The sequence below is a fragment of the Nocardia asteroides genome, from assembly GCF_900637185.1.
GTDB classification, from domain to species: domain Bacteria; phylum Actinomycetota; class Actinomycetes; order Mycobacteriales; family Mycobacteriaceae; genus Nocardia; species Nocardia asteroides.
In genome coordinates this window covers 3,050,120-3,076,686 of sequence record NZ_LR134352.1, presented here as the reverse complement: position 1 = coordinate 3,076,686, position 26,567 = coordinate 3,050,120, and the positions used below count along the sequence as shown (strand labels likewise).

Genomic DNA, 26,567 nt, shown 5'->3' with positions numbered 1-26,567 from the left:
GGAGCCGTGTTCCGGTCACGCCGCGCATTTCGCGCCGGCCGGGGTGGGCGGCGCGGTGACCACGCCCGCGGCCACGTCGACGACGTAGTCGCCGATCGCCGGCGCGAGCGGTTCGGCGCCGGCGAGCAGCCGCAGCACCACGCAGCCGCCTTCGAAGAACGCCGGCCCGATGTCGTGGTCGCCGGGCACGACGGCGCCGGTCAGGTCCCGGCCGCTGACCACGGTGTAGAACGAGAACGGCTTGCCCGCGGCGGCCAGCGCGGATCGCAGCTCGACGCTGGCGCCGAACGGGATGACGGTGTCGGCGGTGCCGTGGATCAGGAACGCCCGGCGCATGCTCATCCGCTCGGCCAGCAGCGCGGGTGAGCGTTCGGCGTAGGCGAGCGGGCAGATCATCGGGGTGCAGCCGCCCGCGTCGCGTTCGATCTGGCGCGGCAAGGCCGGGCTCACCTCAGCGCCGCGCGCCCACATCGTGAAATCGTCGGCGGGACCGTAGTTGTCGACCCAGTAGTCGAACAGGCCGGCGGGTCCGTGGGCCACCGCGAGGCCGCTGGTGATGCCGCCCTGGCTCCAGCCCCACAGCACGGTGGTCGCGATGCGGGGATGGGTGTCGCGGTACCACCGGGTCGCCGCGACCACGTCGTGCCAGCCCGCCCACAGGTTCCACTCCCCCGCCCGCCACCGGCCGTCGGCGCTGCGCAGGTCCATGAGCAGGATCGGGGACCCGCCCGTCGTCGCGAGCGAGGTCATGTACCCGGCGAAGTCGGCCGAGGAGCCGCCGTGCCCGTGGACCGCGACCACCAGCTGATCGTCGGCCAGGTCGCCGGGGACGCACCGGTACGGCTCGTAGACCCGGCCGGTGGCCCGTTCCCCGTCGACGGTGAGGGCGACCGGGACCACGGTCACGCCCGGCACGCACCCGGGTTGCGCCCCGGACGGCGGTACGCCGATCAGCGTCCCGGTCGTCATCGTCACGACTGCCGCGAATACCCGGCACCACCGAACCATGGCGCGATTGTCGTCGGCCCGGGGCACCGAATCCGGCGAATGCGGCACGACACGCGGTGCGGAGCTCGCGTCAGCCCAGCGCCACCTCGGCCCCGCGGTGCAGCTGGACCGGGGCGGTCTTGCTCGCGGTGGCGGCGTCGATGCCCTTCGCGGCCGGATTCGCCTGTTCCAGTTGTGGTTTGCGGGCGAGCAGGGTCTCGGTGAGCACGCAGGCCAGGTTCGCGTCGAGGTCTTCCCGCACGACGAGCAGGTTGGGCACCACGATCGTCGGCACATCGGCGCCCAGCCCATAGGTGGCGGCCGGGATGGCCGCGGTCTCGTAGACCGGGTTGATCTCCTGCAGCTTCGGCAGCACGCCGGTGATGTCGAGGAAGCGGACCTTGTCCCTGGCGGTGGTGAACAGGTCGGTGATGCCCGGCGTCGGCAGGCCGCCGGACCAGAACATGGCATCGATCGACCCGTCTTTGAGGCCGTCGACGGTCTTGGTGAGATCGAGGCGCTGGGCGGCGATGTCGCTGTCGGGGTTCAGGCCCGCGGCCTGCAGCACCCGCTGGGCGATGACCTCGGTGCCCGATTTCGGGGAGCCGGTGGAGACCCGCTTGCCGCGCAGGTCGGCCAGGGAGTTGATCCCGGCATCGGATCGGACGATCACCTGGGTGTAGTTGTCGTAGAGGCGGGCCAGCGCGCGCACCGGCTGAGCAGCGGTGAAGCTGCCCTTGCCCGCCACGGCGTCGGCCGCCGAGTCGGCCAGCGAGAACCCGACCTGATAGGTGCCGCCGACGACCTGCTGGATGTTCTGCACCGAGGCGCCGGTCTCGGCGGCGGTGGCCTTGATTTTGCCGTCGGTGGCGGCCGAAATCTGCTCGGCGTAGGCGTTGCCCAGCGCGAAGTAGACGCCGGTGGCATTGCCGGTGGCGATGCCGATCCTGGTGTCCTGCGTGACCTCACATGTCACGGCGCCGCCCGCGTCGGTGGTCGGGGCGTCCTGGCGTCCACCGCAGGCGGTGAGCAGTGTGGCCGCGGCCGACACCGCGGCCACGGCGGCAAGTGTTCTGACCATCGGGTTCCCTCTCGTGAGCTGATATCCACGGATCATGGTGTGGCGGTTCGGCGTCGCCGCCGGTCGACCACGCCCGCGAGCACGGCGGTGAGCAGCATCCCGAGGCCCAGGACGGTCGCGGCCGGATTCGGGTAGAGCAGGGTCAGGCCCGCCGCGGCGGCCAGCGCGCGCGGCACCGGTCCCACCGCGCCGATCCCGAACAGCCAGCCGCCGGTGGCCGCCGCCAGCGCCGCGACGCCGACGCAGGCGGCCGCGCTCACCCACAGCACGTCGACCAGGGCGCCGCGGCCGAGCAGATGCTGCCCGTCGTCGGTGAGCACGAACATCAACGGCACCAGGAACGCGGGCAGCGCGTAGCGCAGCGCGGCCCACATGGTCGGCATGGCCTGGGCTCCGGTGACCGCGGCCGCGCCGACGGCGGCCAGCGCGGTCGGCGGGGTCACCTCCGAGAGCACCGAGAAGTAGAAGACGAACATCGCGGCCGCGGGCGCGGCGACGTGCAGGTCGAGCAGGGCCGGCCCGATGATCACCCAGCCGATCACGAACGAGGCGGTCACCGGCACCGCCAGCCCGAGCAGCGACAACGCGATCGCCGCCAGCACCGCGGTGGTCGCCAGCACCACGGCGGGATCGTCCGACAGCACCGACCCGGCCCGGACCAGCAGGGACGCCAGTTGCGCACCGAGGCCGGTCTTAGTGGTCATCGCGGTGATCACGCCCGCCGCCGCGCACACGGCGATGACCGGCAGGGCCGCGCACATGCCGAGCGACAACGCGCGCAGGGCGTTCAGCGTGAACTGCCCGGCTGCCCGCGCCGACCATCCTTGTCCGGTCTTGTCGTCCGACGCGTCGTCGCGGGCGTCCCGCGCGCGCAGGATCCGGTCGGGCACGGCCAGGATCAGCGCCAGCACCATCGCGTAGACCACCGCGCGCGTCGCGCTCATCCCGGCCAGCAGCAGCACCACGATCAGGATCAGCGAGGAGAAGTGATACCCGAAGCGGCCCAGCAGTTTCCACCACGGCGTGGGCAGTGGGCCGTCGGCGAGGTCGGCGGGCGCACGGCCCTCGGCGTGAATCCTGCGGGCGTCGATCTCCACCGACAGCAGGATGCCCAGGTAGTAGAGCAGCGTCGGGATCAGCGCCCAGCCGAGCACCGTCACATAGGACACGTCCAGGTATTCGGCGACGATGAAGGCCGCCACCCCCAGCGTCGGCGGCGACAGGATCGCCCCGACCCCGGCCGCGGCGAGCATGCCGCCCGCCTGTTCGGGCCGGTAGCCGGCCCGGCGCAGGATCGGCCAGGTGACCGCGCCGGTGCTCACCGCGGTCGCGGTGCCCGACCCGGAGACGGTGCCGAGCAGGAATCCCGACACCACCGCGGTGCGGCCCGCCGCGCTGTGCGAGCGCCGGAACAGCGACACCGACAGATCCACGAAGAACCGTGCGGCGCCAGAGAATTCGAGCACGGCGCCGTAGAGGGTGAACAGCACGATATAGCTGGCCGCCACATCCAGCGGGGTGCCGTAGAAACCGCTGCCCGAGTTGTACAGCGCGTCCACGATCTGGTCGACATCCAGTCCCGCGTGCGCGATGGCCCAGCTCTGCGGGAGGAGTCCGCCGTAATACCCGTAGGCGAGGAACACCAGGCAGACCAGCGGCAGGATCCACCCGGTGGTGCGGCGGCAGGCCTCCAGGATCAGCACCAGCAGGATCGCACCGAAGACGACGTCGACCGGGGCCAGCATCCCCTGCCGGTCCAGGAAGGCGTCGTATCCGCCGCCCCCGGCGCCGATCGGGAACGGCAGCACCGGATACAGGCACACGACCAGCGTCAGCGCCGCCAGCACCCAGTCCAGCGGCGCCGGTCCGTCGGCTTTGTCGAGCCTGCCCCAACCGGAGCGGTAGCTGAGGAACACCAACGGCAGCGCGACGGCGAGGAACACGACCAGGTAGTACTGGCTGCCCTGCGGCAGCGGCCGGAACACCTGCCACAGCGCCAGCGCCGCCAGCCCGAGCGCGACGAGGCCGACCAGCCGGGCCGGGAATCCGAAGAGGGTGCGGGCCGGGCGTTCCTGGTCGTCGACGCCGAGTTCGGCCGAGGTCACGACCGGTGGCGCTGCGCTCATGAGCGCGACGATAACAACACCGGCTCGCGCCCGGCGGCGAAAACGACGACCGGGAATTCTGCACAAAAGTGACAGAACTCCCCACCGTCGGGTCCGGCCGGTGTTGTGTGACAGCATGATCCGCCTTGCGCCGCGCCGGGTACCGCGGGCGAGGACGCGGCTGGATTGCGCGGGATGTCGGTGGGCGCGCTTACGATCCGCGCATGCCTTCGATCGATACCGCGCAGCGCCGGGCCCGCCTGGCGACCAGGCATCGGCTCGCGCCGTCGACCCGTTCCGCCGACCCGGCCGAGATCGCGCGCTCGATGGTGGTGCTGCACGCGACCGACCCGGCCACGGTGTACCTGTCGGTCGGCGCGCGCGGCACCGGCCTCACTCCGGGCGACATGGAGCGGGCGCTCTACGACGAGCGCAGTCTGGTGCGGCTGCTCGCCATGCGGCGCACCATGTTCGTGGCGCCGACCGAACTGGTGCCGGTGTTGCAGTCGTCGTGTTGCGACGCGCTGGCGATCAAGCAGCGCAAGGCCTATGGCCGCTACATCGAGCTGGCCGGTGTCGTTGAGGGCGATATCCAGGCGTGGCTGTCGGAGGTCGAGGCCGAGACGCACGCCGCCCTGCTCACCCGTGGCGCGGCGACCGGCGCCCAGCTGAGCAAGGACGTGCCCCGCCTGCGCACCCAGATCGATACCGCGCCGGGCAAGCCGTATTCGAAACCGACCAGCATCACCACCTGGGTGCTGGTGGTGCTCGGCGCGGAGGGGCGGATCGTGCGCGGCCGTCCCAACGGCAGCTGGACCAGCAGCCAGTACACCTGGTCCCCCGCCGAAACCTGGCTTCCCCCAGACCTTTCCCCGGTTCCGGCGGCCACGGCCCGCGCCGAGCTGGTCCGCCGCTGGCTCTACGCCTTCGGCCCCGCGCCGATCACCGACCTCAAGTGGTGGACCGGCTGGACCCTCGGCGATGTCCGCAAGGCGCTGGCCGACGTGGACACCGTCGAGGTCGGCCTCGACGACGGCACCACCGGCCTGATCCTGGCCGACGACCTCGCCCCGGTCCCGGCCCCCGAACCCTGGGCCGCCCTCCTGCCCGCCCTCGACCCCACCCCCATGGGCTGGCAGTCCCGCGACTGGTTCCTCGGCCCGCACGCCCCGGCCCTCTTCGACCGCAACGGCAATATCGGCCCCACCGTCTGGGCCGACGGCCGCATCGTCGGTGGCTGGGCCCAGCGCCCCGACGGCGAGATCGTCACCCGCCTCCTCGAAGATGTCGGCCCCGACACCGAGAAACTGATCGACGCCGAAATCGACCGCACCACAACCTGGTTCGGCGACATCCGCGCCATCCCCCGTTTCCGCACGCCCCTCCAACGCGAACTCACCGCTTGATCCCCGCCCGAATCGCGACCCACCAGGTCTCTGCCTGCCGGTGGCAAGCCGCTTCGGAGCGCAGCCCGTGCGGCTGCGAGGCAATACGGGTCAAGCAGTGTGCGCGAGCTGAGCCGCGTGCGCGCGTCGAGCAGCATGCACGCGTCGAGCAGCCGGGCACCATGCGGGAGCTGCGTCGTACCGGCACCGACCATGAGCGGCTGGGTCTGGACCTGATCGCCATCCCGGCCGACGCCGTGGTGGAACTCGACCATGCACGCGTCGAGCCGCGTGTCAGACGACCGGAAACCGCTCGCTGATGCTGAGCACCGATATCAGCCGGCTACAGGGAACGCCGGTCGAGCAGCGTGGGCGAGTCGTGCAGCGTGCCAGGGCTATCGGGAACACTCGCCGATGCCGAGGGCCGATATCAGTCGGCGGTGAGGTCCAGGCGGTCGAGGACGCCGGCGAGTCCGCTGCGCACCGTCTCGGGGTCGGCGATGTCGGCCCCGTAGGTCACCTCGTGCCAGGGGCCGAGCTGGTGCCACAGCAGCGCACGGCGACGTAGGGGCTCGGTCACGCCGTACGTCACGGCCACGGCGGTGGCGAAGTCGGGCGGTGCGCCGTACAACGCCCAGGCCAGATCGACGGCGGCGTCGCCGAGGTGGGCGTCGCCGAAGTCGATCACGCCGGTGACGTGGTCGTCGTCCACCAGGATGTGCTCGGGACCGAGGTCGCCGTGCACCACGGTGTCCACGGGGGGATCCTGAGCGGCGTCGAGGATCGCCAGCGCCGGTGCTCGCCGATCGGCAGGCAGCAGGGGAACGACCTCGGCCCGAAATCGCCGAAGCGTCATCTCCCGGTCGTTCCTGGTCACCGTCGTCGACAGCACTCCGCGGCGTACCGCTTCGGCGGCGGGGCTGTCGTGCAACGCGCGAAGGAAGGCCCCGATCTCGCGACCGTGCTCGGCGGTCGGTCCCTCGATCGCCTGGCCGGGTACCAGCGCATGCCGCACCACCAGCGGGGAGTCCCCGATCACCGTGGGAACCGGCACCGCCAGCGGTAGTCGCGGCGCCAGCCACGGCATCAGCCGGGTCTCACGCCGGAGCTGGTCGGAGACCTCGGGACGACGCGGCCTGCGCTCGACCCAGCGACCGTCGACCAGGACAGCGATACTGTCCCACCCTTGCGAGAACTCCACGCCCCAACGGTAGAGCACCGGCCGTCGGGCCGGCTGGCGCTGAGCGCGACCAGACCGGCTACTCGCGCCGACGGACCGACCCGGCCGCGATCGTGGTGGGCGAGCGTCCCGGCCGGCGCCGGACTCACATGTCCAGACCGAGGTCCAGGACTCGCACCGAGTGGGTCAGCGCGCCGATGGCGAGGTAGTCGACGCCGGTGCGGGCGTAGTCGGCGGCCTGTTCGATCGACAGGCCGCCCGAGGACTCGAGTTTCGTGGCCGGGGCGGCGGCGTCGCGGCGCTGCACGGCGGCCTGGGTCTGCCAGAGAGGGAAGTTGTCGAGCAGGACCAGTTCGACGTTCTCGGCCAGCACCGCGTCGAGCTGTTCGAGGCTGTCGACCTCCACCTCGCAGGCGATGTCGGGGGCCAGCTCGCGCACGGCGCGCAGGGCGGCCACGACCGAGCCCGCGGCGACGACATGGTTGTCCTTGATGAGCGCCGCGTCGCCCAGACCCATGCGGTGGTTGACGCCGCCACCCACCCGCACCGCGTACTTCTGCAGTGCCCGCAGCCCGGGCAGCGTCTTGCGGCTGTCCCGGATCTTGCAGTCGGTGCCGTCGACCTCGTCGACCCACGCCGCGGTGGCGGTCGCGATGCCGGACAGGTGGCACACCAGGTTCAGCATGGTGCGCTCGGCGGTCAGCAGGCCGCGGGTCGGCGCCTCGATGCTCAGCACCGCGGTGCCCGGTTCCACCCGGGTGCCGTCGGCGACGCGGTCGGTGACGGTGTAGTTCCCCGCGCCGATCACCTCGTCGAGCACCAGCAGCCCGGCATCGAGACCGGCGACGGTGCCGACCTGCCGCGAGACCACCGACGCCTTGCTCACCGCGTCGGCGGGCACGGTCGCGACCGTGGTGACGTCGGGTCCGTAGCGCAGGTCCTCGTCGAGGGCGGTACGGATCAGCGTCAGCAGTTCCTCGCGATCCAGGGCGGCATCCAGAGCCATCACTGCACTCCTCTTGTCGGGCGCGTGGTGCGCCGGTTCCGTGACGGCGGTGGGCAGGGTCCGCCGCCGATGTTGTGTTGTACGACTACCGATTTCCGCGGTTCACCGCGCGCCCGTCGGCACAGCCACGGCGTCGACCGCGGAGAGGGCGAACCGGCCGTCGGCATCCCATCGCACCGCCGTGCTGCGGCGCCGATCCTCGACCGGGACCGGATACTCCGCACGCGTATGGCAGCCCCGGCTCTCGGCGCGGTCGGCGGCCGCGACGAGCAGTGCGCGGGCCGTCAGCGTCAGCGCGGCGTCCTCGATCCGGCGCAGCGTCCGCGCCGCGTCGAAACCGCTACGGCCGGAGCAGGTTCCGTCGTCGGGAACCGGATTCGCGGCGGCGTCGAGCGGTGCGGCCGCCGTGCGCGCCGCCTCGATCCGGGCGAGGGCGGTGGCCAGTCCCGCACCGTCGCGCACCACGGACGCGTGCTCGGTCATCGCCTGCTGCACCACCGCGCGTTCCGCGAATTCCACCGTCCACGTGGGGATCTCGCCCACATCGGTCGGTGAGCCGAGCCGTTCGAGAGCGGCCGCGCCGGCCCGCTCCCCCACGACCAGACCCTCCAGCAGGCTGTTGGATGCCAGCCGGTTGGCGCCGTGCAGCCCGGTCCGGGCCACCTCGCCCGCGGCGTAGAGCCCGGGCACCTCGGTCCGTCCGGCGGTGTCGGTGAGCACGCCGCCGCACTGGTAGTGGGCGCCGGGTGCGACCGGAATCAGTTGTGCCGCCGGGTCGATGCCCGCCGCGAGACAGGAGGCGGTGATCGTCGGGAACCGCTGGGCGAAGCCGGTGATCGCGCGCGCGTCGAGGAACACATGGTCGGTTCCCGTCGCCCGCATCCGCTCCGCGATGGCCCGCGACACCACGTCGCGCGGCGCGAGATCACCGCGCGGATGCACGCCCGCCGTCACCGATTCACCCGCGGCGTCGACGAGAATCGCGCCCTCGCCGCGCACGGCCTCGCTGATCAGCGGCCGCCTGCCCACCCCGCCCGGGGTGTAGAGCACCGTCGGATGGAACTGCACGAATTCGAGATCGGCCACCGCCGCTCCGGCCCACAGGGCCAGCGCCACGCCGTCGCCGGTCGCGCCGGGCGGGTTGGTGCTCGAGGCGTACAGCTGCCCGAGCCCGCCGGTGGCGAGCAGCACCGCCGGCGTGCGGACGACGCCGAAACCGTTGTCCGACACCGCGACCACACCGCGCACCCCGTCGGGGCCGGTGAGCACCCGCAGCGCGGCGGCGCCGAAGATCACCGGCAGCCCGGCCGCGTTGAGCGCGCGTTGCACCTCGGCGCCGGTGGCGTCACCGCCGGCGTGGATGATGCGGCGGGTGCTGTGCCCGCCCTCGCGGGTGCGCGAGATCTGGCCGTCGCGGCCCAGATCGAACACCGCGCCCAGGTCGGTCAGCGCGGCGACCGCGGCCTGCCCGCCCGCCACGATCGAGCGCACCGCCTCGACCTCGCACAGCCCGGCGCCGGCCTCGACCGTGTCGTACACATGCGAGTCGACCGAATCGCCGCGCGGCGCGACGACCGCGATGCCGCCCTGCGCGTACTGGGTCGAGGTGTCGGTGGGACCGCCCTTGCTCAGGATGAGCACGCGCAGCCCGCGCAGCGACGCCGTGCGCGCGGCCGTGAGCCCCGCGACGCCACCGCCGACGACAACCAGGTCGACCTCGGCCTCCCAGGAGACCGGAACCGTCGCCGTCATGGTCGTTACCGGTTCGACCACGCGGCGCGGCGCGGGGTCACTCCCCACCGCCGGGGTTGCCGATCGAGATCATCCGCTGCACCGACGCGCGCCCGGCCTCGGCCATGGCCAGGTCGACGTGCACCTCGTCGGCGCCCTCGACCAGGCAGCGCAGCAGCGCGGCGGGGGTGATCATCTTCATGTACGGGCAGGAGGCGCGATCGTTGACGGCCTGGAAGTCGATGCCGGGGGCCGCCTTGCGCAGCTGGTGCAGCATGCCGATCTCGGTGGCCACCAGCACCTGGGTGGACTTGGCCTGCTTGGCCGCGTCGATCATGCCGCCGGTGGACAGGATGTGCACCCGGTCGGCCGGGAACGAGCCCTCACCGGCCAGGTACAGCGCCGAGGTGGCGCAGCCGCACTCCGGGTGCACGAACAGCTCGGCGTCGGGGTGGGTGCGCGCCTGCTCGGTGAGCTCGTCACCGTTGATGCCGGCGTGCACGTGGCACTCGCCCGCCCAGATGTGCATGTTCGCGCGGCCGGTCTCCCGCTTGACGTGCGCGCCGAGGAACTGGTCGGGCAGGAACAGCACCTCGCGGTCGGGGTCGATCGAGGCGACCACGTCGACGGCGTTGGAGGAGGTGCAGCAGATGTCGGTGAGCGCCTTCACCTCGGCGGTGGTGTTGACGTAGGAGACCACCATCGCGTCGGGGTGCTCGGCCTTCCACTCCCGCAGCTGCTCGGCGGTGATGGAGTCGGCCAGCGAGCAGCCGGCCCGCTCGTCCGGGATCAGCACGGTCTTCTCCGGGCTGAGGATCTTGGCGGTCTCGGCCATGAAGTGCACGCCGCAGAACACGATGGTGTCCTCTTCGGCTTCGGCCGCGATCCGCGACAGGGCCAGCGAGTCGCCGACGTGGTCGGCCACGTCCTGGATCTCGGGCAGCTGATAGTTGTGCGCGAGGATGGTGGCATTGCGCTCGCGCGCCAGCCGCCGCACCTCCTGCGCCCACTCCGGCGTCGCCTCGACACCCGTGTACCCCGAGGGTCCGTCGAAAACCGAACCCATCAGCGTCGGCTGTGCGGTCGTCGTCGCCATGGTGGCTCCTTCCTCGTGCGAACGGCTTTCTCGCCTCGATTCGCACCTAACCAGGTTTTCGACTTATAATCGAAAACGTGCCCCATAGTAACACCATCCACGAATCGCTTACCGCGGTGTTCCAGGTTCGCCGCTTCCCCGCCGACATTTCCACAGGTGGAGGCGCTGCGAGCCGGTCGAGGCACCCGGAATTGGCCGTTCTGCTGTGGGAGCGGGCACTCGACCCACAGAAGGGCACCTGGTCGCTGCCCGGCGGCCGGCTGCGCGACGACGAGGACCTCGACGCCTCGGCCCGGCGCCAGCTCGCGGAGAAGGTCGACGTGCGCGAACTGGCCCACCTCGAGCAGCTGTCGGTGTTCAGCGCGCCCGATCGCGTCCCGGCTCCGCGCCGCATCGCCTCGGCCTACCTCGGCCTGGTCCCGCTGACCACAGAGCCCGAACTGCCCTCCGACACCACCTGGCACCCGGTCTCGGCACTGCCCGGCATGTCCTTCGACCATCGCACCGTCGTCGACCACGCCCGGACCCGGCTGGCCGCCAAACTCTCCTACACCAACATCGCCTACGCGCTGGCGCCGGACACCTTCACCATGTCGACGCTGCGCGAAATCTATTGCGCCGCACTGGGTTATGACGTCGACACGACCAACCTCCAGCGCGTCCTCTCGCGCCGCAAGGTGATCACCCCCACCGGCGACACCGCCCCCTCGGGCCGCGCGGGCGGGCGCCCCGCCGCCCTCTACCGCTTCTCCGACTCGGGCCTGCGCGTCACCGACGAATTCGCCGCCCTGCGCCCGCCGAGCTGATCCCCGGAACTTGTCGGTGGCCACTGTCACACTGGCCGACATGGACGAGGACGCGACCAAGACGCAGATCACTTCCTACGACGACCCGGACGCACCGTGGAACCGTGCGTACAGCCCGGACGAGATGGCCGGCTGGAACGACGACGTGATCCGTGAGTTCCGGGACAACGGCGGCCGCGTCGGCGGCGACTATCAGGGCGCGACTTTGTTGTTGCTCACGACCACCGGGGCCAGGAGCGGCAAGCCACACGTCGTCCCGCTCGGGGCCCTGTATCGCGACGACGTGCTGTACGTGAGCTCGTTCATCGAAGACCGCTATCCGGCCTGGTACCACAATGCGAAGGCCGATCCGCGGGTCACCATCGAGCTCGGCGGCGAACGGTTCGCCGCGACGGCCGAGGTACTCACCGGCGAGCGCTACGACGAGTTCGCGGCCTGGGCACTGACCGCGAACCCCCTGCTGGCCGAGTACCAGGCCAAGGTCGACAAGCCGCTACCCCTGGTGATCCTGCGCCGCGCGTAGCGATCCGCACGGCCGCGGCGGCGGTTCAGCTGTCGTATCGGCGATCTCGGTGCTTCGGCGAGCGCCGGTAGGTGCGGCCGCTGGGCACGGCGGTGGCTGCCGACGAGCGGCGTAGCGCGTGTCTGCGGCGCCAGGCGGCGAGGTCGGGCCGCTCGGCGGGTGGTTCGGTGTCGGTGTTCTCGGTGGCGCGCACGGCCAGGTCCTCCCCCGGTGCTGATGCTGACCGGTCGACGGTAGGTGAGCCGGTGCGGTGCGCGCCACCGGTTTTCGACGTGGTCAGCGCGCGCCGGTCCGGACCGCGACGAGCAGGTGCGCCAGGGTGAGCAGCAGGTCGGTGTCGGCGAGCACCGCGGGGCCGCCGTCGACCGGTCGTCCGCGCAGCGCCTGGCGCAGGATCGCGGCCGACAGGGCGGTCGGTGAACCGTCGGGTTCGGGGAAAGCCGCGCCGGCGCGGTGGTCGACGGCGGCGATGAGCGTTACCCGTTCCACACCGCCCGCGCCCTGCCAGTCCCAGCTCAGCCATGTCCAGCGCAGCGGTGTGCCGTCCTCGACGACAGTGCGCATCCGCCCGACGACACCGGCGCCGAGCTCGAAGTACGAGAGTGGGCCGAGTCGCGGAGCGGCCAACCGGTACTGCGCGAAGTCCGGGTATCCGCCGACGCGTTCGCCGCTCGCCACGCGGACCACATCGACTGCGACCCGGCGCTTACGCCCAGCGACATCCCAGTCGAGATCGACCTCCCCGGCCTCCAGAATCCGCCTCGAGCCGACGGCGTCAGGACCGAAACTTCGTGGTTTCCAGACATGTTCGTCCCCGTCGACCAGGTTCCACCCCGGCGCGCCGACCTCCTCGCCCACCACGACACCCGCGACCGTGGCGGGCACAGCGACGTCGCCTCCGGGCAACGGTATCCAGGCCAGCGCCGCCGCGACGATCACAACGACACCGACACCGGCCACCTCACCCCCTGCACCGGTGGACAGCGTGGCCTCACCTGCACGATGCCTGCTCCGGTCCACGCCGAGCGGCGTCGACCGGACAGCCCACGGGCGTGGTGCTGATCCGTGGCCCTCGTCGGCGCCGGCGCCGCAGCTGTCGCGGGAACCTCGCCGGTACCCACCGCGCACTCCCCGCCGGTCGATGAACCTGCCGAACGGCGGAAGCCACTTCTCGACCGCGATCAGCGACACCGCACCGATCAGCGCGGTCACCGCGACCGCCGTGACCCGGCGGATCAGCACCCCCACCGCGAACCCGGCGAACACCACCAGCAGCCGGCCCGCCGCCATATCGCCACCGCCGAGCAGCGCGACCCCGCCCTCGTACACCGGCGGCAGCAGCCCGAGCAGCAGCACCCACACCGGCCAGTACCGAGCAGCCTGCCGCCACCCGAAAACCAGCACCGCCGAGCTGATCACGAACACCAACGCCGCGGCCAGATCCAGGCGCAGCGGTAGGTACTGCTCGCCCAGCCGGACCGTCAGCAGACCGAGCAGACCCGCGGCGACGATCAGCCCCGTCAGGCCCAGTGCGACGTCGAGGCCCCGATCCCGGGGCACCCACGGCGCACGCCGCACGGCGATCCCGAGCGCGACCACGCCCGCCAGCACGAGCAGCGCCCCGCCGAACACCGGGTCGACCGGCGGACCCATCGCGCGCCAGGTCCGTCCGAACGCGATGGTGGTCGCGAGGCCGACGAAACCCCACCCCAGCAGCGGAACGACCGGCACCGCACGCGAACGGCAGGCGGTTGCCGGACCGGCGATCGTGCTGGTCGGCGCGGACATGGCGGCTCCGGTCTGTCGGGACAGCGGCGAACGGCGGGTCCTTCCGGCTCAGTAGTGGTCGGGTTCCCAGGTGCTCACCGCCCAGAGGACGGCCACGTCGAGCAGGATCACCACCACCGACCACCACGGGTAGTACGGCAGCGACGCGAAATTCACGATGATCGACAGCCCCGCCAGCCCGGCCGCGACCACCAGCGCCCACCGCGCGCCCAGGATCATGCCGAGCGCGACGGCGACGCCGGACAGCCCGGTCAGCAGGTGCAGCCAGCCCCACGTCGTGAGGTTCAGCTCGAAGGTGTAAGGCCTTGTCCCGTCGACCATCTCGTACCCGGCCACACAGGCGATGCCGCGCAGGATCTCCAGAATGCTCGCGACGAGCAACAGCGCCACGCCGAGCATGGTGACGCCCGCGGCGACGGACTGCCGCAGGGGACGCGGCGGAGCCATCAGCGCCGTCGTCACGGCTTCTCCGCTTCCGGCGCGGGCTCCGTTTCCTCTTCCGGCACCGGTGTGGGCAGCGGCGCGCCGATCAGCACGTCGGCCCACCGGGTCGACGGGTCGATGTCGAGCAGCAGTGCCTTGACCAGCAGGGTCAGCGGGATGGCGAGCAGGGCGCCGAGCGCGCCGATCACCCAGGCCCAGAACACCAGCGACAGGAAGGTGACCGTCACGCTCAAACCGACGGCGTCCCCGACGAATTTGGGCTGGATGATCGACTGGATGACGAAGTTGATGGCCGAATAGACCACGATCACCCAGACCATCAGCACCGGCCCGCTGTCCAGCAGCGCCAGCAGCGCGGGCGGGATGACGCCGATGACGAAACCGATGTTCGGGATGTAGTTGGTGATGAACGACAGCAGCGCCCACAGGATCGGCAGCGGCACACCCATCAACCACAGTGCGCCACCGTCGATCACCGCCACGATCGCACCGAACACGGTCGAGACCACCAGATACTTGCGGGTGCCCTCGGTGAAGGAGAGCAGCGCGCTCGCGATGGCGGGCCGCTGCCGCTGCACCACGGCCATCCGCCGGTCCATCGTCATCCCGTCGACGGCCATGAACAGCAGCAGCGCCAGGACGAAGAACAGATTCGAGAAGACCCCGAGCACGCCGCCGAGCAGTTCCTCGACGACCGCGGCCACCTTGCCGACATCGATACCGTCGAGCACCTTGTGGATCTGCTCGGTACTGATGCCCAGATCCGTGAGCAGCCCGCGGACATTGTCGAGCAGCGAGTCGAGCTTGTCCGCGTAGTCGGGCAGCAGCGAGGCCAGCTGCCACGCCGACAGCACCAGCGCCGAGCCGATCCCCAACAGAATCCCCACCACCGCCAGCAGCGCGATGGCCATGCCCGCCCACGCGGGCCAGCCGCGCCGCTGCGCCCAGCCCTGCAACGGTTGCACCGCGATGGTGAGCATGAGCGCCAGGAACACCGGTCCGACGATGCCGGAGAACACTTTCAGGCCCGCGATCGCGACCACACCCGCCGCCAGCGACAGCAGCACGATGAGTCCGCGGGGAATCGACCAGGTCGGCGGCGCGGCGGCGCCCGTGCTCGGCTCGGACATCGACTCTCCCTCGGTCTGGTGAACACAGCCGGAGAAGACTTCGCGCGGGTGGCCCAGTCCTCCGAGAACAAACGGTAGGGAGGGCAGTGGGCTCGCACATCGCCCGTTCTGGGTGAAGTTCGGCTAGGCCGTCTTCATCTGCGGGGTGGGCGGCGGTGTGGTGGTCCGCCTGCCGAGCCGGCCGGCGGCCCAGAAGATCAGCTCGACCACCCAGAACACCCACAGCGCCAGCGTCACCACCACGACGGGCACCGTCAGGAACACCAGCGACGGCACCGCGACGAGCACCCAGCGCGCCACGTCACCGGGCGTCGCGCCGCGCAGCCTGCTGCCCAGACGCACTGCGGCCCACATCATCCAGCGCCGCGGTGTCGAGACGGCGAACTCGTGCAGGCACCGGCGGAAGATGCCGTCGGCGTCGGCCCGGCTCACCGTGCCGGTGCGGCACAGGTAGTCGTGCAGGATGGCGGCGCGGGTGTAGGCGCCGTAGCGCGGGATCAACCACACCAGTGCCCGTGGCACCGAGGCGAAGTCGGTGCGAAAGCCCGCGGGGACCGTGAACGTCTGCTGCGCACCCTGATACGTGAGCGGTTCGATCAGGCGCCAGAATTTCGCGTCCAGCTCTTCGACGACCGGACCGCCACCGATGAATCCCACGACCGCCTCCCGAGCCGTCTACCTGCCGATATCGGCGATGGTAGCGCTCGGTCGGGGCCGGAAAGCGGCTCAGGCGCGCGGTTGCGCAGTCGAATCGAAATCGCCGCTGGGCCGATACTCCGCGACGGTTCCGGGCATCGGAAAGTCGTCGAGATCGGCCGGGCGCAGGTCACCGAGCAGCCCCACCGCGCCCGAACCGAGATCGGTGCGCGGGTGCAGCGCGGCCAGGAACAACAGCACGAGCGCGGCCAGGAACGGCTGCACCAGCAGGACGAGATCGGTGCCGATCTCGACCGGCAGGGCGATGATCTGTCCGACCGCCGGATCGTCCGGCCGGGGATGGCGGGACTCGGCGACGGCTTCGCCGAGCCACATCATCACGGCCGCACCGAGTCCCGAGGCGAGCAGCACGCCGACCACCAGGGCGGGACCGCGCGCGCTGCGCACCCGCCAGCCCGCGGCCGCGGACAGCACCGCGACCACCGCGCCCAGGCACAGGAAGATCCCGACGGCGTCGAACAGATGCAGGCTCTCGCCGATGAGCACCGCCGCGCGACCGGGCTGGGTCACCCGCAGCCGTTCGGTCGGCGCGAGGATGCCCCAGACCACGCCCGCGACCGCACTGGCCACGAGCACGCCCGCCGCGACCCCGGCGACGCCGATCAGCTCACGGCGCAACACCTCCGGACGCGGCTCGACGCCGACCTCGGCGACCACTACCGGCGTTCCAGCTGCGCCGAGTCGATGACCCCGTGCCGGGAGCACTTGGCCCACCAGCCGTCCGGGTTCACCTGCACGATCATCCGGCGACCGCACTGCTCGCAGAACCGCGGCGGCTCGAGCCCGAGCGCGGCGGCCGCGGGCATCGCGTCGTCGAGTCCGGGCACGATCCGCTTGCCGGTGAACGGGTTGTAGCGCTCGTCCATGTCAGTCACCCTACTGTGCCGCTGCGTCAGAGGGTTTCGTTCAGCGCCTTGATCGGCATCTTCAGCTCACCCAGCAGGTCCAGGTCCGACTCGGCCGGACGGCCCAGCGTGGTGAGGTAGTTGCCGACGATGACGGCGTTGATGCCGCCGAGCATGCCCTGCTTGGCGCCCAGGTCGCCGAGGGTGATCTCGCGACCGCCCGCGAAGCGCAGGATGGTGCGCGGCAGCGCCAGGCGGAACGCGGCGATGGCGCGCAGCGCGTCGGCCGCGGGCAGCACCTCGAGGTCGCCGAAGGGGGTGCCCGGACGCGGGTTGAGGAAGTTCAGCGGCACCTCGTCGGGCTCGAGCGAGGCCAGCTGCGCGGCGAATTCGGCGCGCTGCTCGATGGTCTCGCCCATGCCCAGGATGCCGCCGCAGCACACCTCCATGCCCGCCTCGCGGACCATCCGCAGGGTGTCCCAGCGCTCCTCGTAGGTGTGCGTGGTGACGACCTTCGGGAAGTGCGACTTGGCGGTCTCGAGGTTGTGGTTGTAGCGGTGCACACCCATGGCGGCGAGCTGGTCGACCTGCTCCTGGTTGAGCATGCCCAGCGAGCAGGCGACCTGGATGTCGACCTCGTTGCGGATGGCCTCGACACCGGCGGCGACCTGCGCCATCAGGCGCTCGTCCGGGCCTCGGACGGCGGCGACGATGCAGAACTCGGTGGCGCCGGTCTTGGCGGTCTGCTTGGCCGCCTCCACCAGGCTGGGGATGTCGAGCCAGGCCGCGCGCACGGGCGACTGGAACAGGCCCGACTGCGAGCAGAAGTGGCAGTCCTCGGGGCAACCGCCGGTCTTGAGGCTGATGATGCCCTCGACCTCGACCTCGGGGCCGCACCACTTCATCCGCACCTCGTGGGCGAGCTCGAGCAGCGCTTCCAGGCGGTCGTCGCCCAGGCGCAGCACCTCGACGGTCTGCGCCTCGGTGAGGCCTTCGCCGCGCTCGAGCACCTGCTCACGGGCGATGGCCAGAATGTCGGTCTGGACGGGTGCCTGCGTCACGACGTGATGTCCCTTCGACGGGTCGATGCACGCGCACAGGTGTGATCCACCCGGCGTGGCCGTGCAACTTGAACGGTGTTCAGGCTAGGGTAGCGGCAAGAAGTGAGACCCGACACCCGGGTCGGCGAATTCGATCGGAAGGACGCGCGTGCAGCTGCGGAAGACGGATGTGGTCGACGCCGCCGTCGAGATCCTGGATCAGTACGGGCTCGCCGACCTGACGATGCGCCGCCTGGCCGGATCGTTGCAGGTCCAGCCCGGCGCGCTGTACTGGCACGTGAAGGACAAGCAGACGCTGCTCGGCGCCGTCGCCGACCGCATCCTCGCGCCGATGGACGAGCCGATCGCCGCGGCCGAATGGCCCGAGCAGCTCACCGAACTCGCCCATCGGCTGCGCGACTGCCTGCTCGCCTACCGCGACGGCGCCGAGCTGGTCTCGGCCACCTACGCCTCCCGCCTCACCACCAGCAAGGCCCGCGAGCGGCTGGCGGGCATCGTCATCCGGGCGGGCATGACCAGGGAGGAAGCCGAGCTCACGGCCTACACCCTGCTGTACTACGTGCTGGGCCAGACCGTCGACGAGCAGTCGCGCATGCAGATGGACTCCGTCGGCGCGCTCCCCGACGGCGCCTCCCCCCTGCTCGACACGCCCGACCCCACCGCGCGTTTCGACTTCGGGTTGCAGCTGTTCATCGCGGGCGTGCGGACCATCCTGGGGCACCGGGTGCGCTGACGCCGGTCAGGGCGGCCCGTTCCTGATGTCGGTCTGGTACCGGCGGACGAACGGCAGCACCTGATTCTCGATGATCGCGTTGTAGTCCTCGGGCCGCTGGATGGGATTGGCGTGCCCGATCCCGCGCGGCCGCACCACCAGCAGCGTGCCGTCGACACCGCCGACCTCGTCGATCAGCACCTGGTGCGTGCGGTCCACGTCGACCACCCGGTCGCGGGCGCCGTCGCGGGGCCGGATGAACACGATGGCCGGGCGTTCCTTGTCCGGGCGCGGGCGCGACAGTGCCCGCAGATCCGCGGTGCTGCCACTGGCCACGATGGCCAGGAACTGCGCCTCGATCAGGCCGTTGCTGGCGACGTCGCGCGAAAAGATCTTGTCGCGCAACACTTCCGACACCACCGACCGCAGCGCCGGGAAGTCGAGCTCCGGAAACAGCCCGCGCCGACGGGCGAATCGGTCGCCCCGCGCCGAGACCTCGACCCCGAAGCGCAGCAGCCGGCTCTCCCGCGCGCCCGGCAGCCAGCCCATCCAGCGCACCAGATCCGTGCCGCGGCTGCGGCTCTCGGGCCGCACCGCGTCCAGGTCAAGCGGCGTGCAGTCCAGCAGCACCGCGACCAGCCGCCGATCGCTGCTCGTGTGGATGTGGCGGGCCACTTCGAGCGCGATCACCCCGCCCATACTGTGCCCGACCAGCACGATATTGCGCACCGCGCCGTAGCGGGCGGCGCGCACGATCATGTCCGCGATGACCTTGGTGTCGATACCGGCGTTGTCGTAGCGCACGGCCCACACCACGCCGAACCGGCTCAGCGCGGGCAGTGCCTCGGCGGTCGGCACCGCGTTGATCCCGCCGAGTCCCACCAGGTCGACGACGGCGGTGTCCCAGTCGCGCGCGTCGGCGGGCAGGTGCGCGGGCAGCAGATCCGGCGCGGTCTGTGCCAGCCGCTCGCGTTCGGGGGCCACGTCGTGCACCCAGTACTGGGTGAACACCGTCGCCGCGATCAGCAGTACGCCGACCACGCGCAGGAGAGTCAGCCGGGTACGCCGCAGGCGGCGCCACCCGTGACCGAGCCGGGTCTCACGCAACCGAGCCCGCCGTCGGCCCTCGTCGAAGTCCGCGACGGTGGACGGATGCCTGTCGATCGAAGGCATTCCTCCACTGTAGGAGCCCGTTTCCCGTACGGCTCGTGTCGATTCCGTGAACCCGGCGTCAGCGCTCGTCGTAGCGCCGCGCGTACCGGGTCGGCGGTTCGCCGAAGATCCGCCGGAAGTCCCGGCTCAGGTGCGCCTGGTCGGCGTAGCCGAGTTCGGCGGCGGTCGCGGCCCACTCGATCTCGATGCCGGCGGCGAGTCGTTCGGTGATCTCGTGCAGGCGATAGCGGCGCACCACCCATTTCGGTCCGAGGCCGACGTACTCGGCGAACAGCCGCTGCAACCCGCGCGTGCTCAGCCCGAACCGGTTCGCGATCGCGTCGACCCGGGTCACCGTGGTGTCCTCGGCGATCGTCGTCACCACCTCGGCGGCGAGTTCGGCCTGCGGATCGCGCGACGGTAGGTGCGTGGCGAGGAACCGCTCGACCGTGCCGACCTCGGCCATCGATGGGAGGGCGGGGCCGAAAACCGTTGCGGCGTCGACAGTCCGGTCACGCAACTCGGATACCGGCCGGTCGAGGAACGGACGGAACATCCCGGGCCGGAACGCGACACCGAACACCGAGCCGGTCCCCGAAAGCTCCCGATACACGTGCGAGGAGGACGGCCCGTGCAGTTCGGCGCGGCCGTCCCGGAAGCTCAAGTGCACGTTCGGCAACGGCACCACCAATTGCCGATACGGCCGCTCGTACGCCCAGCGCACCGACCAGTACCGCTCGACCCAGCCCGCGAACTCGTCCGACGGCTCCGCGAACGTGTGCCGCTGCGCCGCGCGCCAGGCGCCACCGAGTTCCCGCGGATCGCGCTCCACGCGGCGAGTGTATGTCGCGTTTGTTCAAGACAGACCCCGTCGGCCGGTGGTTACCTCGGAACATGTCCGAAACCGAACGCGTGGCCCGCGCCGCCGAACCCCTGTCGAAGCTCGTCCGCACCATCACGCCGGACCTGCTCGACGCGCCCACCCCGTGCGCCGACTTCGACGTGCGCGCGCTGCTGAACCACCTGCTGTTCTGGGGTCCGTCGCTGGTGGGCGCGGCCCGCAGACAGGCGATCACCCCGCCCGCGGCCACCGAGTCCGCGGTCGACCTCACCGCGGGCGACTGGACCGCGAGCCTCGACACCCACCTCGACGACCTCGCCACCGCCTGGCGCGATCCCGCCGCCTGGCAGGGCAACACCCACATGGGCGGCCCGACGGAACTGCCCGCCGCACTCGTCGGCGGCATGGTCGTCGGCGAACTGATCGTGCACGGCTGGGACCTCGCCCGCGCCGTCGGCGCCACCCTCCACTGGGACGACGACCTGCTGCGCTACGCCCACACCGAAACCGCCGCCACCGCGAGCCAGGGCCGCGACATGGGCATCTACGGCCCGGAGGTCCCCGTCTCCCCCGACGCCCCGCTCCTGGACCGCCTCCTCGGCCTCACCGGCCGCGACCCGGCGTGGACGCGCACCGGATAACACCGCTACTCGTCGCTCACCACCCGGGTCTGGACCCGGCCCGGGAACCAGCGATAGATCGCCATCGTCCCCAGGCCGATCCCGAGGGCGAGGACCGCACCGGCTGCGGCCAAGCCCGCGAACGCGCCGATGACGCCCACCGCGACGGGGCCGGCGAACATCCCCACGTCATGGGTCAGTCGCCAGGCGCCGAGGAATTCCGCGCGCCGGTCGGCCGGGGCGGCGAAGGCGCCGACGGTCATGATCAGCCCATTGCTCAAGCCGTTGGCCAGGCCGAGCAGCAGGGTCGAGACGCCCATGGTGAGCACCGACGAGGTGAACGGCAGGCTCGCGTAGCCGGCCGCGAAGCAGATCCCGCAGGCGATACCGGTGACCCGGCTGCCCGCCCGGTCCAGCCACACACCGGCCGGATACGACATCAGCACATCGATCGCCCCGGCCAGTCCGAACAGCAGACTGGTGGTCGCGGCATCGATGCCCAGATGGGCCGCCCAGAGCGGGAGCAGCGCGCTGCGGGAGGCCCGCGCGGCGCCGATCGCCACCGACGCGAGCCCGAGAGTGCCCAGTGCCCTGCGGTTCTCGGACAGCACGGTGTGCAGCGGCCGCAGTGCCGACGGGTCGCCGATCTCGGCCGACCGGATCGTCACCATGGCGGCACTGGCCAGCAGCGTGGTGACCAACTGCAGCCACAGAGCGCCGACCGGCCCGAATCCGTGCACCAGCGCCGCACCGAGGAACGGCCCGCAGAAGAACCCGAGCCGATGCGCGCCCGCGAGCGTCGACATGGCGCGGCCGCGCTGCTCGGGCGCGACCACCGACACCAGATAGGTCTGCCGGGCCAGCCCCCACACCGCGCCCGCGGCACCGTTGAGCAGCAGACCGACAGCCAGCACGGCCAGGTTCGGCGCCCAGATCGCCGCGAGCACGCCGACCGTGCCCAACACGCTGCCGACGCCGATGGCCGCGCGCTCCCCGATCCGCGCCACGATCCGCCCCGCGGGCAGATCGGTGAGCACCATTCCCAGCCCACCCAGCGCGACGATCAACCCCGCCGCACCGGTCGACGCGCCCAGATCCAGCGCCCGCAACGCGTACATCGGCGCGGCCGCCCCGACACCCACCCCGTACAGCGCCATCGGCGCGAACACCGGCCACACCAGCGACCGCAACCGCACCGGCGCCGGATCGATCACCTCAGCGGTCATCGGGTCCCGCCAGGTTCGACGGACCAGGCTGGAGGGAATTTCTCAGCGGTACAACAGTTTCCGTCGTGCGACCCACTCATCCGACGGTAGCCGGTTCCGGCGCGTACCGGCTGCGCGGACGGGCCAGACCGAAGTGGTCACGCAGCGTGGTCCCGGTGTACTCGGTGCGGAACAGGCCACGCTCCTGCAGGATCGGCACGACGGTCTCGGTGAACACCTCGAGCCCGCCCGGGTAGTACGGCGGCATCACGTTGAAGCCGTCGGCCGCGCCCTGGGTGAACCATTCCTCGATGGTGTCGGCGACCTGTTCCGGCGTTCCGGCGAACACGCGGTGCCCGCGCGCCCCGGCCAGCCGGTGCAGCAGCCCGCGCAGAGTCGGACGTTCGCGCTCCACGATGCCGGCCACCACCTGCAACCGGCTGCGCGCGTTGTCGGTGACATCGCCCGCCCCGGCGAACACCTCGACCGGCACCGGCTCGTCCAGCGCGAGGGCGCGCAGCGAGGTCCCGGTGATGGATTCCAGCTGCTTGATCCCGTATTCGGGCACGGTCAGCTCGTTGAACTCCTGTTCCAGCCTGCGCGCGCCCGCCTCGGTGTCGGCGATGAACGGGCTGATCCCAGGCAGGATCTTCACCTCGGTCGCGTCGCGCCCGAACTCGGCGGCCTTGGCCTTGATGTCGGCGTAGAAGGCCTGGGCGTCGGAAAGCCGCTGGTGCGCGGTGAAGATCGCTTCCGCGTACTTTCCGGCGAAGGCCCTGCCCTCATTGGAGGCGCCGGCCTGCACCAGCACCGGATGACCCTGGGGCGTGCGCGCGGCGTTGAACGGTCCACGCACGCGCAGATGTTCGCCGACGAAGTCGATCGGGTGGATCTTGTCGGGGTCGGCGTAGATGCCCGCGGCCCGGTCGAGCACGATCGCGTCGTCCTCCCAGCTGTCCCACAGCGACACCACCGCGTCCACGAATTCGCGGGCGCGCGCGTACCGGTCGGCGTGCTCGGGATGCCGGTCGAGCCCGAAATTGGCCGCGGCCAAGTCGGTTCCGGTGGTGACGATGTTCCAGCCCGCCCGACCGCCGGAGATATGGTCGAGCGAGGAGAACAGCCGGGCCAGGTTGTAGGGCTCGTAGTAGGTGGTCGACGCGGTCGCGATCAGGCCCAGACGCGTGGTGGCGGCGGCGATCGCGGTGAGCAGCGTGATCGGTTCCAGCCCGGGTGCCGCGTTGTGCCGCACGTCGGTGCGCAGGGCGGGGCCGTCGGCGAAGAACACCGCGTCCAGCTTGGCCGCCTCGGCGGTGCGCCCGATCTCCTGGTAGTAGGCCACGTCGTAGATGCGGTCGGGCCTGCTGTCGGGATGCCGCCAGGCCGCCTCGTGATGCCCCGACGGGTAGATGAACGCGTTGAGACTCAGTTGCCGGGGTGCACTCATGACGCTGCTTTCACTTCCTCGAATTCGGTGGTGTCCACGCCGAGCCCGGCGAGCAGGACCTCGCGCAGGCGGATGAACTCCGGGTGCGCGTGCCTGCGCGGGCGCGGCGTGTCGATGCGCTGGTCGAGCGCGATGCGGCCCTCGTCGAGCACCAGGACCCGATCGGCGAGCAGGACGGCCTCGTCCACGTCGTGGGTCACCAGCAGCACGGCGGGCCGATGCCGCTCGCACAGCGCCTGCAGCAGCGCGTGCATGCGGATGCGGGTGAGCGCGTCGAGCGCGCCGAACGGTTCGTCGGCCAGCAGCAGTTCGGGTTCGCGCACCAGCGACCTGGCCAGCGCCACCCGCTGCTGCTCACCACCGGAAAGCTCCCGCGGCCAAGCCTTCTCCCGGCCCGCCAGGCCGACCTCGGCCAGCGCGGCGCGGCCACGCGTAGCGGCGTCGCGGCCGGTCAGCCCGAGCACCACATTGTCGAGCACCCGTGCCCACGGCAGCAGCCGCGAGTCCTGGAACACCACCGCCCGCTGCGTGGGCACGGTGAGTTCGCCGGAACCGGGCACGTCGGCGTCGAGTTCGGCCAGTGCCCGCAGCAGCGTGCTCTTGCCGGAGCCGCTGCGCCCGAGCAGCGCCACGAACTCGCCGCGCCGGATCTCGATGTCGATGCCGTTCAGCACGATTCGCTCGCCGAAGCCGCGGGTGAGCGCGCTCGCGCGCACCACGGTCCGCTCGTCGGCGCTCAGTCGCCCAGTGTCTGTCGCCATGCCAGCGCCTTCCGTTCCGCCGCCCGCACGGCGAGATCGCCGAAGAGCCCGAGAAGTCCGTAGATCACCAGACCGACGACGATCACGTCGATCTGTCCGTAGGTACGCGCCTGCGTCATCAGGTAGCCGATGCCGCTGGTCGCGTTGACCTGCTCGACCACCACCAGCGCCAGCCACGAGATGGTCACCGCCAGCCGCAGACCGAGGAAGAAGCCGGGCAGCGACCCGGGCAGCGCGATCCGCCGCAGGAACCCCCACCGTGACAAGCCCACCGTCTCGGCGAGCTCCACATAGCGGGCGTCGACACTGCGCAGGTAGGCGTGGGTGTTGATGTACACCGGGATCAGCACGCTGGTCGTGATGACGATCAGCTTCATCTCCTCGCCGATCCCGAACCACACGATGAACAGCGGGATCAGCGCCAAGGTCGGGATGGCCCGCTTGATCTGCACCGGCCCGTCGACGATCGCCTCGCCGAGCCGGCTCAGCCCCGCCACCAGCGCGAGCACCACGCCGATCGCGACGCCGAGCCCGAGGCCGAACGCGGCGCGCTGTAGCGAGGTCAGCAGGTTGGACTGCAACCGGCCGTCGGCGATCAGGTCGCCCGCGGTCTGCGCGACCGTCCACGGCGCGGGCAGTGTCTCCGGGTCGATCGCGCCGGTGGCCGAACCGAGCACCCAGGCACCGACGAGCAGTCCGGGGCCGAGCGCGAACCCGAACGGGATCGGTGTGCCCGGGCCGAGCCTGCGCCGTCCGCGGCCCCGGGGCGCGAGCGCCGCCGCGGGGGCCGGGCCGCTGCGGATCTTGCGCAGCACACCGGCGTCGAGAGTGGCCATCAGCTCACCGCCGGCGCGAACGCCGCCCCGGCGCCGGTGACCGCTTCGGTGATCGCGGCGTCGAAGCGCAGGTCGAAGCCGTCGGCGGCCTTGATCTTCTTCGGCAGTTCACCCACGGCGTCGATCGCGTCGATGGTGGTCTGCTGCCGGGCGACAAGCTGCTGGTCCAGGTGCGGGAAGGTGTAGGTGCCCAGCGATTCGACGATGCGCCGGGCGTCGTCGGCGCTGACCTTCTGGCTGTCCACGTAGTACTTGGCCGCCCATTCGTCGCGGTGGGTGTTGGTCCAGTGCCAGGCCCGCACGAACGCGCCGACGAGGGCCCGGGTGGCGGCGGCCTTGGCCGGGTCCTGCACGACCGCGCGCCGCGCGTACAGGTACGCCAGACCGCTGTAGATGCCGGTCGTCTCGGAATCGGGGATGATCGAGGCGCCCTGGGTGCGCAGCAAGCGGGTCACATTGGGCTCGATCAGCGGCGCCACGTCGACCTGCCCGGTCCGCACGGCGTCGAGGAATTCGGCGAGCTGCAACCGGACCAGCTGCACGTCGGCCGGCTTCAGCCCGGCCTTGGTGAGCGCCTTGAGCACGGCGGCCTGCTGCGCGGTGCCCTCGGCGTAGGCGATCTTCTTGCCCTTCAGATCAACGAGTTTGGTGATCGAACGGCCCGGCGCGACAGCGAGTTTCAGCGCCTGCGGGTTGGTCTGGTACGAGCCGACGATCGGCACGTCCTGCCCGGCGGCCAGCGCGTGGATCGGCGGCACGTCGCCCACCTGGCCCACGTCGGCCGCGCCGGCCCGGAACGCCTCGAGAATGGCGGGCCCGCCGACGAAGTTGGCGAATTCGATCTTGAACGGCAGCTTGTCCAGCTCACCGGAGAGCCGCAGCGCGGACTGCAACCGTTCCTGCTGATCGGCCACGATCAGGGTGGTGCCCGGTGGCACCTCGGTCGGCAGGGGCGCGTCGGGGGTGCCGACCGGTGCGTCGCCGCCGTTCGAGCATCCGCTCAGGCCGAGCGTCGCGACGGTCGCCACCGCGAGGAACGCGGCGGTGGCACGGCCCCGCAGGCCGGGCAGGAAGGAATTCGGTCGGTGCATAGGGGGATTCAAGCAAT

The 26,567-nt window shown here is 71.3% G+C and carries 28 protein-coding genes; 6 read left to right on the top strand and 22 right to left on the bottom strand.

Annotated features, from left to right (window positions below):
- Window positions 1–15: 15 nt before the first annotated feature.
- From EL493_RS14410 to EL493_RS14400, 3 genes are all read right to left on the bottom strand, one after another.
- Entirely contained in the window at window positions 16–969 is a 954-nt protein-coding gene (locus tag EL493_RS14410) for an alpha/beta hydrolase family protein (protein ID WP_022566578.1), read from the bottom strand.
- A gap of 109 nt (window positions 970–1,078) precedes the next feature.
- Window positions 1,079–2,068, bottom strand: coding sequence for a TAXI family TRAP transporter solute-binding subunit (locus EL493_RS14405; protein ID WP_022566577.1), 990 nt, complete (start codon window positions 2,066–2,068; stop codon window positions 1,079–1,081).
- A 32-nt stretch (window positions 2,069–2,100) separates the two neighbouring features.
- Window positions 2,101–4,194 (bottom strand): TRAP transporter permease, encoded by a 2,094-nt coding sequence (locus EL493_RS14400; protein ID WP_036836655.1) that lies wholly within the window; start codon window positions 4,192–4,194, stop codon window positions 2,101–2,103.
- A 203-nt stretch (window positions 4,195–4,397) separates the two neighbouring features.
- Here EL493_RS14400 and EL493_RS14395 point away from each other — a divergent pair, with 203 nt between their 5' ends.
- On the top strand, window positions 4,398–5,579 hold the full coding sequence (locus EL493_RS14395) for a winged helix DNA-binding domain-containing protein (protein ID WP_019046317.1): 1,182 nt from the start codon (window positions 4,398–4,400) through the stop codon (window positions 5,577–5,579).
- Between the two features lie 161 nt (window positions 5,580–5,740).
- The gene (locus EL493_RS14390) at window positions 5,741–5,878 is read left to right on the top strand and encodes a hypothetical protein (RefSeq protein WP_019046316.1); all 138 of its coding nucleotides are present in this window, start codon (window positions 5,741–5,743) and stop codon (window positions 5,876–5,878) included.
- Between the two features lie 110 nt (window positions 5,879–5,988).
- Here the strand turns inward: EL493_RS14390 and EL493_RS14385 are convergent, their stop codons facing one another.
- The 4 genes from EL493_RS14385 to nadA all read right to left on the bottom strand — a co-directional run bounded on the left by EL493_RS14385 (window position 5,989) and on the right by nadA (window position 10,571).
- Complete coding sequence (locus tag EL493_RS14385; protein ID WP_019046315.1) at window positions 5,989–6,759, bottom strand: phosphotransferase; 771 nt, start codon at window positions 6,757–6,759, stop codon at window positions 5,989–5,991.
- A 124-nt stretch (window positions 6,760–6,883) separates the two neighbouring features.
- Window positions 6,884–7,744: a carboxylating nicotinate-nucleotide diphosphorylase gene (gene nadC / locus EL493_RS14380; protein ID WP_019046314.1), complete on the bottom strand. Its 861-nt coding sequence runs from the start codon at window positions 7,742–7,744 to the stop codon at window positions 6,884–6,886.
- Between the two features lie 102 nt (window positions 7,745–7,846).
- A complete protein-coding gene (locus tag EL493_RS14375; RefSeq protein ID WP_019046313.1) occupies window positions 7,847–9,496 on the bottom strand; it encodes an L-aspartate oxidase in 1,650 nt (549 codons plus the stop codon).
- 37 nt (window positions 9,497–9,533) lie between these two features.
- On the bottom strand, window positions 9,534–10,571 hold the full coding sequence (gene nadA, locus EL493_RS14370) for a quinolinate synthase NadA (protein ID WP_019046312.1): 1,038 nt from the start codon (window positions 10,569–10,571) through the stop codon (window positions 9,534–9,536).
- 77 nt (window positions 10,572–10,648) lie between these two features.
- On the opposite strand from nadA, the gene EL493_RS14365 reads away from it, so the two are divergent.
- Together EL493_RS14365 and EL493_RS14360 are read left to right on the top strand one after the other, a co-directional pair.
- The gene (locus EL493_RS14365; protein ID WP_030203817.1) at window positions 10,649–11,377 is read left to right on the top strand and encodes an NUDIX hydrolase; all 729 of its coding nucleotides are present in this window, start codon (window positions 10,649–10,651) and stop codon (window positions 11,375–11,377) included.
- 40 nt (window positions 11,378–11,417) lie between these two features.
- Entirely contained in the window at window positions 11,418–11,900 is a 483-nt protein-coding gene (locus EL493_RS14360; protein ID WP_019046310.1) for a nitroreductase/quinone reductase family protein, read from the top strand.
- Window positions 11,901–11,925: 25 nt separating this feature from the next.
- Here EL493_RS14360 and EL493_RS32335 read toward each other — a convergent pair whose 3' ends face one another.
- From EL493_RS32335 to bioB, 8 genes are all read right to left on the bottom strand, one after another.
- Entirely contained in the window at window positions 11,926–12,093 is a 168-nt protein-coding gene (locus EL493_RS32335) for a hypothetical protein (RefSeq protein WP_019046309.1), read from the bottom strand.
- A gap of 83 nt (window positions 12,094–12,176) precedes the next feature.
- Entirely contained in the window at window positions 12,177–13,688 is a 1,512-nt protein-coding gene (locus EL493_RS32330; protein ID WP_019046308.1) for a hypothetical protein, read from the bottom strand.
- Between the two features lie 48 nt (window positions 13,689–13,736).
- Window positions 13,737–14,150, bottom strand: a complete 414-nt coding sequence (locus EL493_RS14350; protein ID WP_019046307.1) for a DUF7144 family membrane protein — start codon at window positions 14,148–14,150, stop codon at window positions 13,737–13,739.
- Complete coding sequence (locus EL493_RS14345) at window positions 14,147–15,262, bottom strand: AI-2E family transporter (RefSeq protein ID WP_019046306.1); 1,116 nt, start codon at window positions 15,260–15,262, stop codon at window positions 14,147–14,149. The genes EL493_RS14350 and EL493_RS14345 overlap by 4 nt, the downstream gene beginning before the upstream one ends.
- Before the next feature lie 123 nt (window positions 15,263–15,385).
- Complete coding sequence (locus EL493_RS14340) at window positions 15,386–15,919, bottom strand: DUF1353 domain-containing protein (RefSeq protein ID WP_019046305.1); 534 nt, start codon at window positions 15,917–15,919, stop codon at window positions 15,386–15,388.
- Between the two features lie 69 nt (window positions 15,920–15,988).
- Window positions 15,989–16,636, bottom strand: coding sequence for a DUF2567 domain-containing protein (locus EL493_RS14335; RefSeq protein WP_019046304.1), 648 nt, complete (start codon window positions 16,634–16,636; stop codon window positions 15,989–15,991).
- Complete coding sequence (bsaP, locus tag EL493_RS14330; RefSeq protein ID WP_019046303.1) at window positions 16,636–16,845, bottom strand: biotin synthase auxiliary protein BsaP; 210 nt, start codon at window positions 16,843–16,845, stop codon at window positions 16,636–16,638. The genes EL493_RS14335 and bsaP overlap by 1 nt, the downstream gene beginning before the upstream one ends.
- Before the next feature lie 26 nt (window positions 16,846–16,871).
- Window positions 16,872–17,885, bottom strand: coding sequence for a biotin synthase BioB (gene bioB / locus EL493_RS14325; protein WP_019046302.1), 1,014 nt, complete (start codon window positions 17,883–17,885; stop codon window positions 16,872–16,874).
- 148 nt (window positions 17,886–18,033) lie between these two features.
- Here bioB and EL493_RS14320 point away from each other — a divergent pair, with 148 nt between their 5' ends.
- Window positions 18,034–18,618 carry a TetR/AcrR family transcriptional regulator C-terminal domain-containing protein gene (locus EL493_RS14320; protein WP_019046301.1) on the top strand — a complete coding sequence of 195 codons (585 nt, stop codon included), beginning with the start codon at window positions 18,034–18,036 and terminating at the stop codon, window positions 18,616–18,618.
- A gap of 6 nt (window positions 18,619–18,624) precedes the next feature.
- Here EL493_RS14320 and EL493_RS14315 read toward each other — a convergent pair whose 3' ends face one another.
- Window positions 18,625–19,770: an alpha/beta fold hydrolase gene (locus EL493_RS14315; RefSeq protein ID WP_019046300.1), complete on the bottom strand. Its 1,146-nt coding sequence runs from the start codon at window positions 19,768–19,770 to the stop codon at window positions 18,625–18,627.
- A 58-nt stretch (window positions 19,771–19,828) separates the two neighbouring features.
- Complete coding sequence (locus tag EL493_RS14310; protein WP_019046299.1) at window positions 19,829–20,581, bottom strand: helix-turn-helix domain-containing protein; 753 nt, start codon at window positions 20,579–20,581, stop codon at window positions 19,829–19,831.
- A gap of 62 nt (window positions 20,582–20,643) precedes the next feature.
- On the opposite strand from EL493_RS14310, the gene EL493_RS14305 reads away from it, so the two are divergent.
- Window positions 20,644–21,231, top strand: a complete 588-nt coding sequence (locus EL493_RS14305) for a TIGR03086 family metal-binding protein (RefSeq protein ID WP_019046298.1) — start codon at window positions 20,644–20,646, stop codon at window positions 21,229–21,231.
- Between the two features lie 5 nt (window positions 21,232–21,236).
- On the opposite strand, the gene EL493_RS14300 is transcribed toward EL493_RS14305, so the two are convergent.
- The 5 genes from EL493_RS14300 to EL493_RS14280 form a co-directional block, all read right to left on the bottom strand.
- Window positions 21,237–22,436, bottom strand: a complete 1,200-nt coding sequence (locus EL493_RS14300) for an MFS transporter (RefSeq protein WP_019046297.1) — start codon at window positions 22,434–22,436, stop codon at window positions 21,237–21,239.
- 76 nt (window positions 22,437–22,512) lie between these two features.
- Entirely contained in the window at window positions 22,513–23,862 is a 1,350-nt protein-coding gene (locus EL493_RS14295) for an LLM class flavin-dependent oxidoreductase (RefSeq protein WP_019046296.1), read from the bottom strand.
- Window positions 23,859–24,623: an ABC transporter ATP-binding protein gene (locus EL493_RS14290; protein ID WP_022566570.1), complete on the bottom strand. Its 765-nt coding sequence runs from the start codon at window positions 24,621–24,623 to the stop codon at window positions 23,859–23,861. The genes EL493_RS14295 and EL493_RS14290 overlap by 4 nt, the downstream gene beginning before the upstream one ends.
- Window positions 24,599–25,459, bottom strand: a complete 861-nt coding sequence (locus EL493_RS14285; RefSeq protein ID WP_019046294.1) for an ABC transporter permease — start codon at window positions 25,457–25,459, stop codon at window positions 24,599–24,601. The genes EL493_RS14290 and EL493_RS14285 overlap by 25 nt, the downstream gene beginning before the upstream one ends.
- Window positions 25,459–26,550 (bottom strand): ABC transporter substrate-binding protein, encoded by a 1,092-nt coding sequence (locus tag EL493_RS14280; RefSeq protein ID WP_019046293.1) that lies wholly within the window; start codon window positions 26,548–26,550, stop codon window positions 25,459–25,461. The genes EL493_RS14285 and EL493_RS14280 overlap by 1 nt, the downstream gene beginning before the upstream one ends.
- Window positions 26,551–26,567 lie beyond the last annotated feature (17 nt).

What these genes read in the sequence shown, in the direction of transcription:
- EL493_RS14295 (WP_019046296.1), bottom strand. Translation starts at nt 23,862, where the DNA reads ATGAGTGCACCCCGGCAACTGAGTCTCAACGCGTTCATCTACCCGTCG.
- EL493_RS14290 (WP_022566570.1), bottom strand. Translation starts at nt 24,623, where the DNA reads ATGGCGACAGACACTGGGCGACTGAGCGCCGACGAGCGGACCGTGGTG.
- EL493_RS14390 (WP_019046316.1), top strand. Translation starts at nt 5,741, where the DNA reads ATGCGGGAGCTGCGTCGTACCGGCACCGACCATGAGCGGCTGGGTCTG.
- EL493_RS14400 (WP_036836655.1), bottom strand. Translation starts at nt 4,194, where the DNA reads ATGAGCGCAGCGCCACCGGTCGTGACCTCGGCCGAACTCGGCGTCGAC.
- EL493_RS14280 (WP_019046293.1), bottom strand. Translation starts at nt 26,550, where the DNA reads ATGCACCGACCGAATTCCTTCCTGCCCGGCCTGCGGGGCCGTGCCACC.
- EL493_RS14300 (WP_019046297.1), bottom strand. Translation starts at nt 22,436, where the DNA reads ATGACCGCTGAGGTGATCGATCCGGCGCCGGTGCGGTTGCGGTCGCTG.
- EL493_RS14375 (WP_019046313.1), bottom strand. Translation starts at nt 9,496, where the DNA reads ATGACGGCGACGGTTCCGGTCTCCTGGGAGGCCGAGGTCGACCTGGTT.
- EL493_RS14285 (WP_019046294.1), bottom strand. Translation starts at nt 25,459, where the DNA reads ATGGCCACTCTCGACGCCGGTGTGCTGCGCAAGATCCGCAGCGGCCCG.
- EL493_RS14395 (WP_019046317.1), top strand. Translation starts at nt 4,398, where the DNA reads ATGCCTTCGATCGATACCGCGCAGCGCCGGGCCCGCCTGGCGACCAGG.
- EL493_RS14345 (WP_019046306.1), bottom strand. Translation starts at nt 15,262, where the DNA reads ATGTCCGAGCCGAGCACGGGCGCCGCCGCGCCGCCGACCTGGTCGATT.
- EL493_RS14360 (WP_019046310.1), top strand. Translation starts at nt 11,418, where the DNA reads ATGGACGAGGACGCGACCAAGACGCAGATCACTTCCTACGACGACCCG.
- nadC (WP_019046314.1), bottom strand. Translation starts at nt 7,744, where the DNA reads ATGGCTCTGGATGCCGCCCTGGATCGCGAGGAACTGCTGACGCTGATC.
- EL493_RS14315 (WP_019046300.1), bottom strand. Translation starts at nt 19,770, where the DNA reads ATGCCTTCGATCGACAGGCATCCGTCCACCGTCGCGGACTTCGACGAG.
- nadA (WP_019046312.1), bottom strand. Translation starts at nt 10,571, where the DNA reads ATGGCGACGACGACCGCACAGCCGACGCTGATGGGTTCGGTTTTCGAC.
- EL493_RS14405 (WP_022566577.1), bottom strand. Translation starts at nt 2,068, where the DNA reads ATGGTCAGAACACTTGCCGCCGTGGCCGCGGTGTCGGCCGCGGCCACA.
- bsaP (WP_019046303.1), bottom strand. Translation starts at nt 16,845, where the DNA reads ATGGACGAGCGCTACAACCCGTTCACCGGCAAGCGGATCGTGCCCGGA.
- EL493_RS14410 (WP_022566578.1), bottom strand. Translation starts at nt 969, where the DNA reads ATGACGACCGGGACGCTGATCGGCGTACCGCCGTCCGGGGCGCAACCC.
- EL493_RS14305 (WP_019046298.1), top strand. Translation starts at nt 20,644, where the DNA reads ATGTCCGAAACCGAACGCGTGGCCCGCGCCGCCGAACCCCTGTCGAAG.
- EL493_RS32330 (WP_019046308.1), bottom strand. Translation starts at nt 13,688, where the DNA reads ATGTCCGCGCCGACCAGCACGATCGCCGGTCCGGCAACCGCCTGCCGT.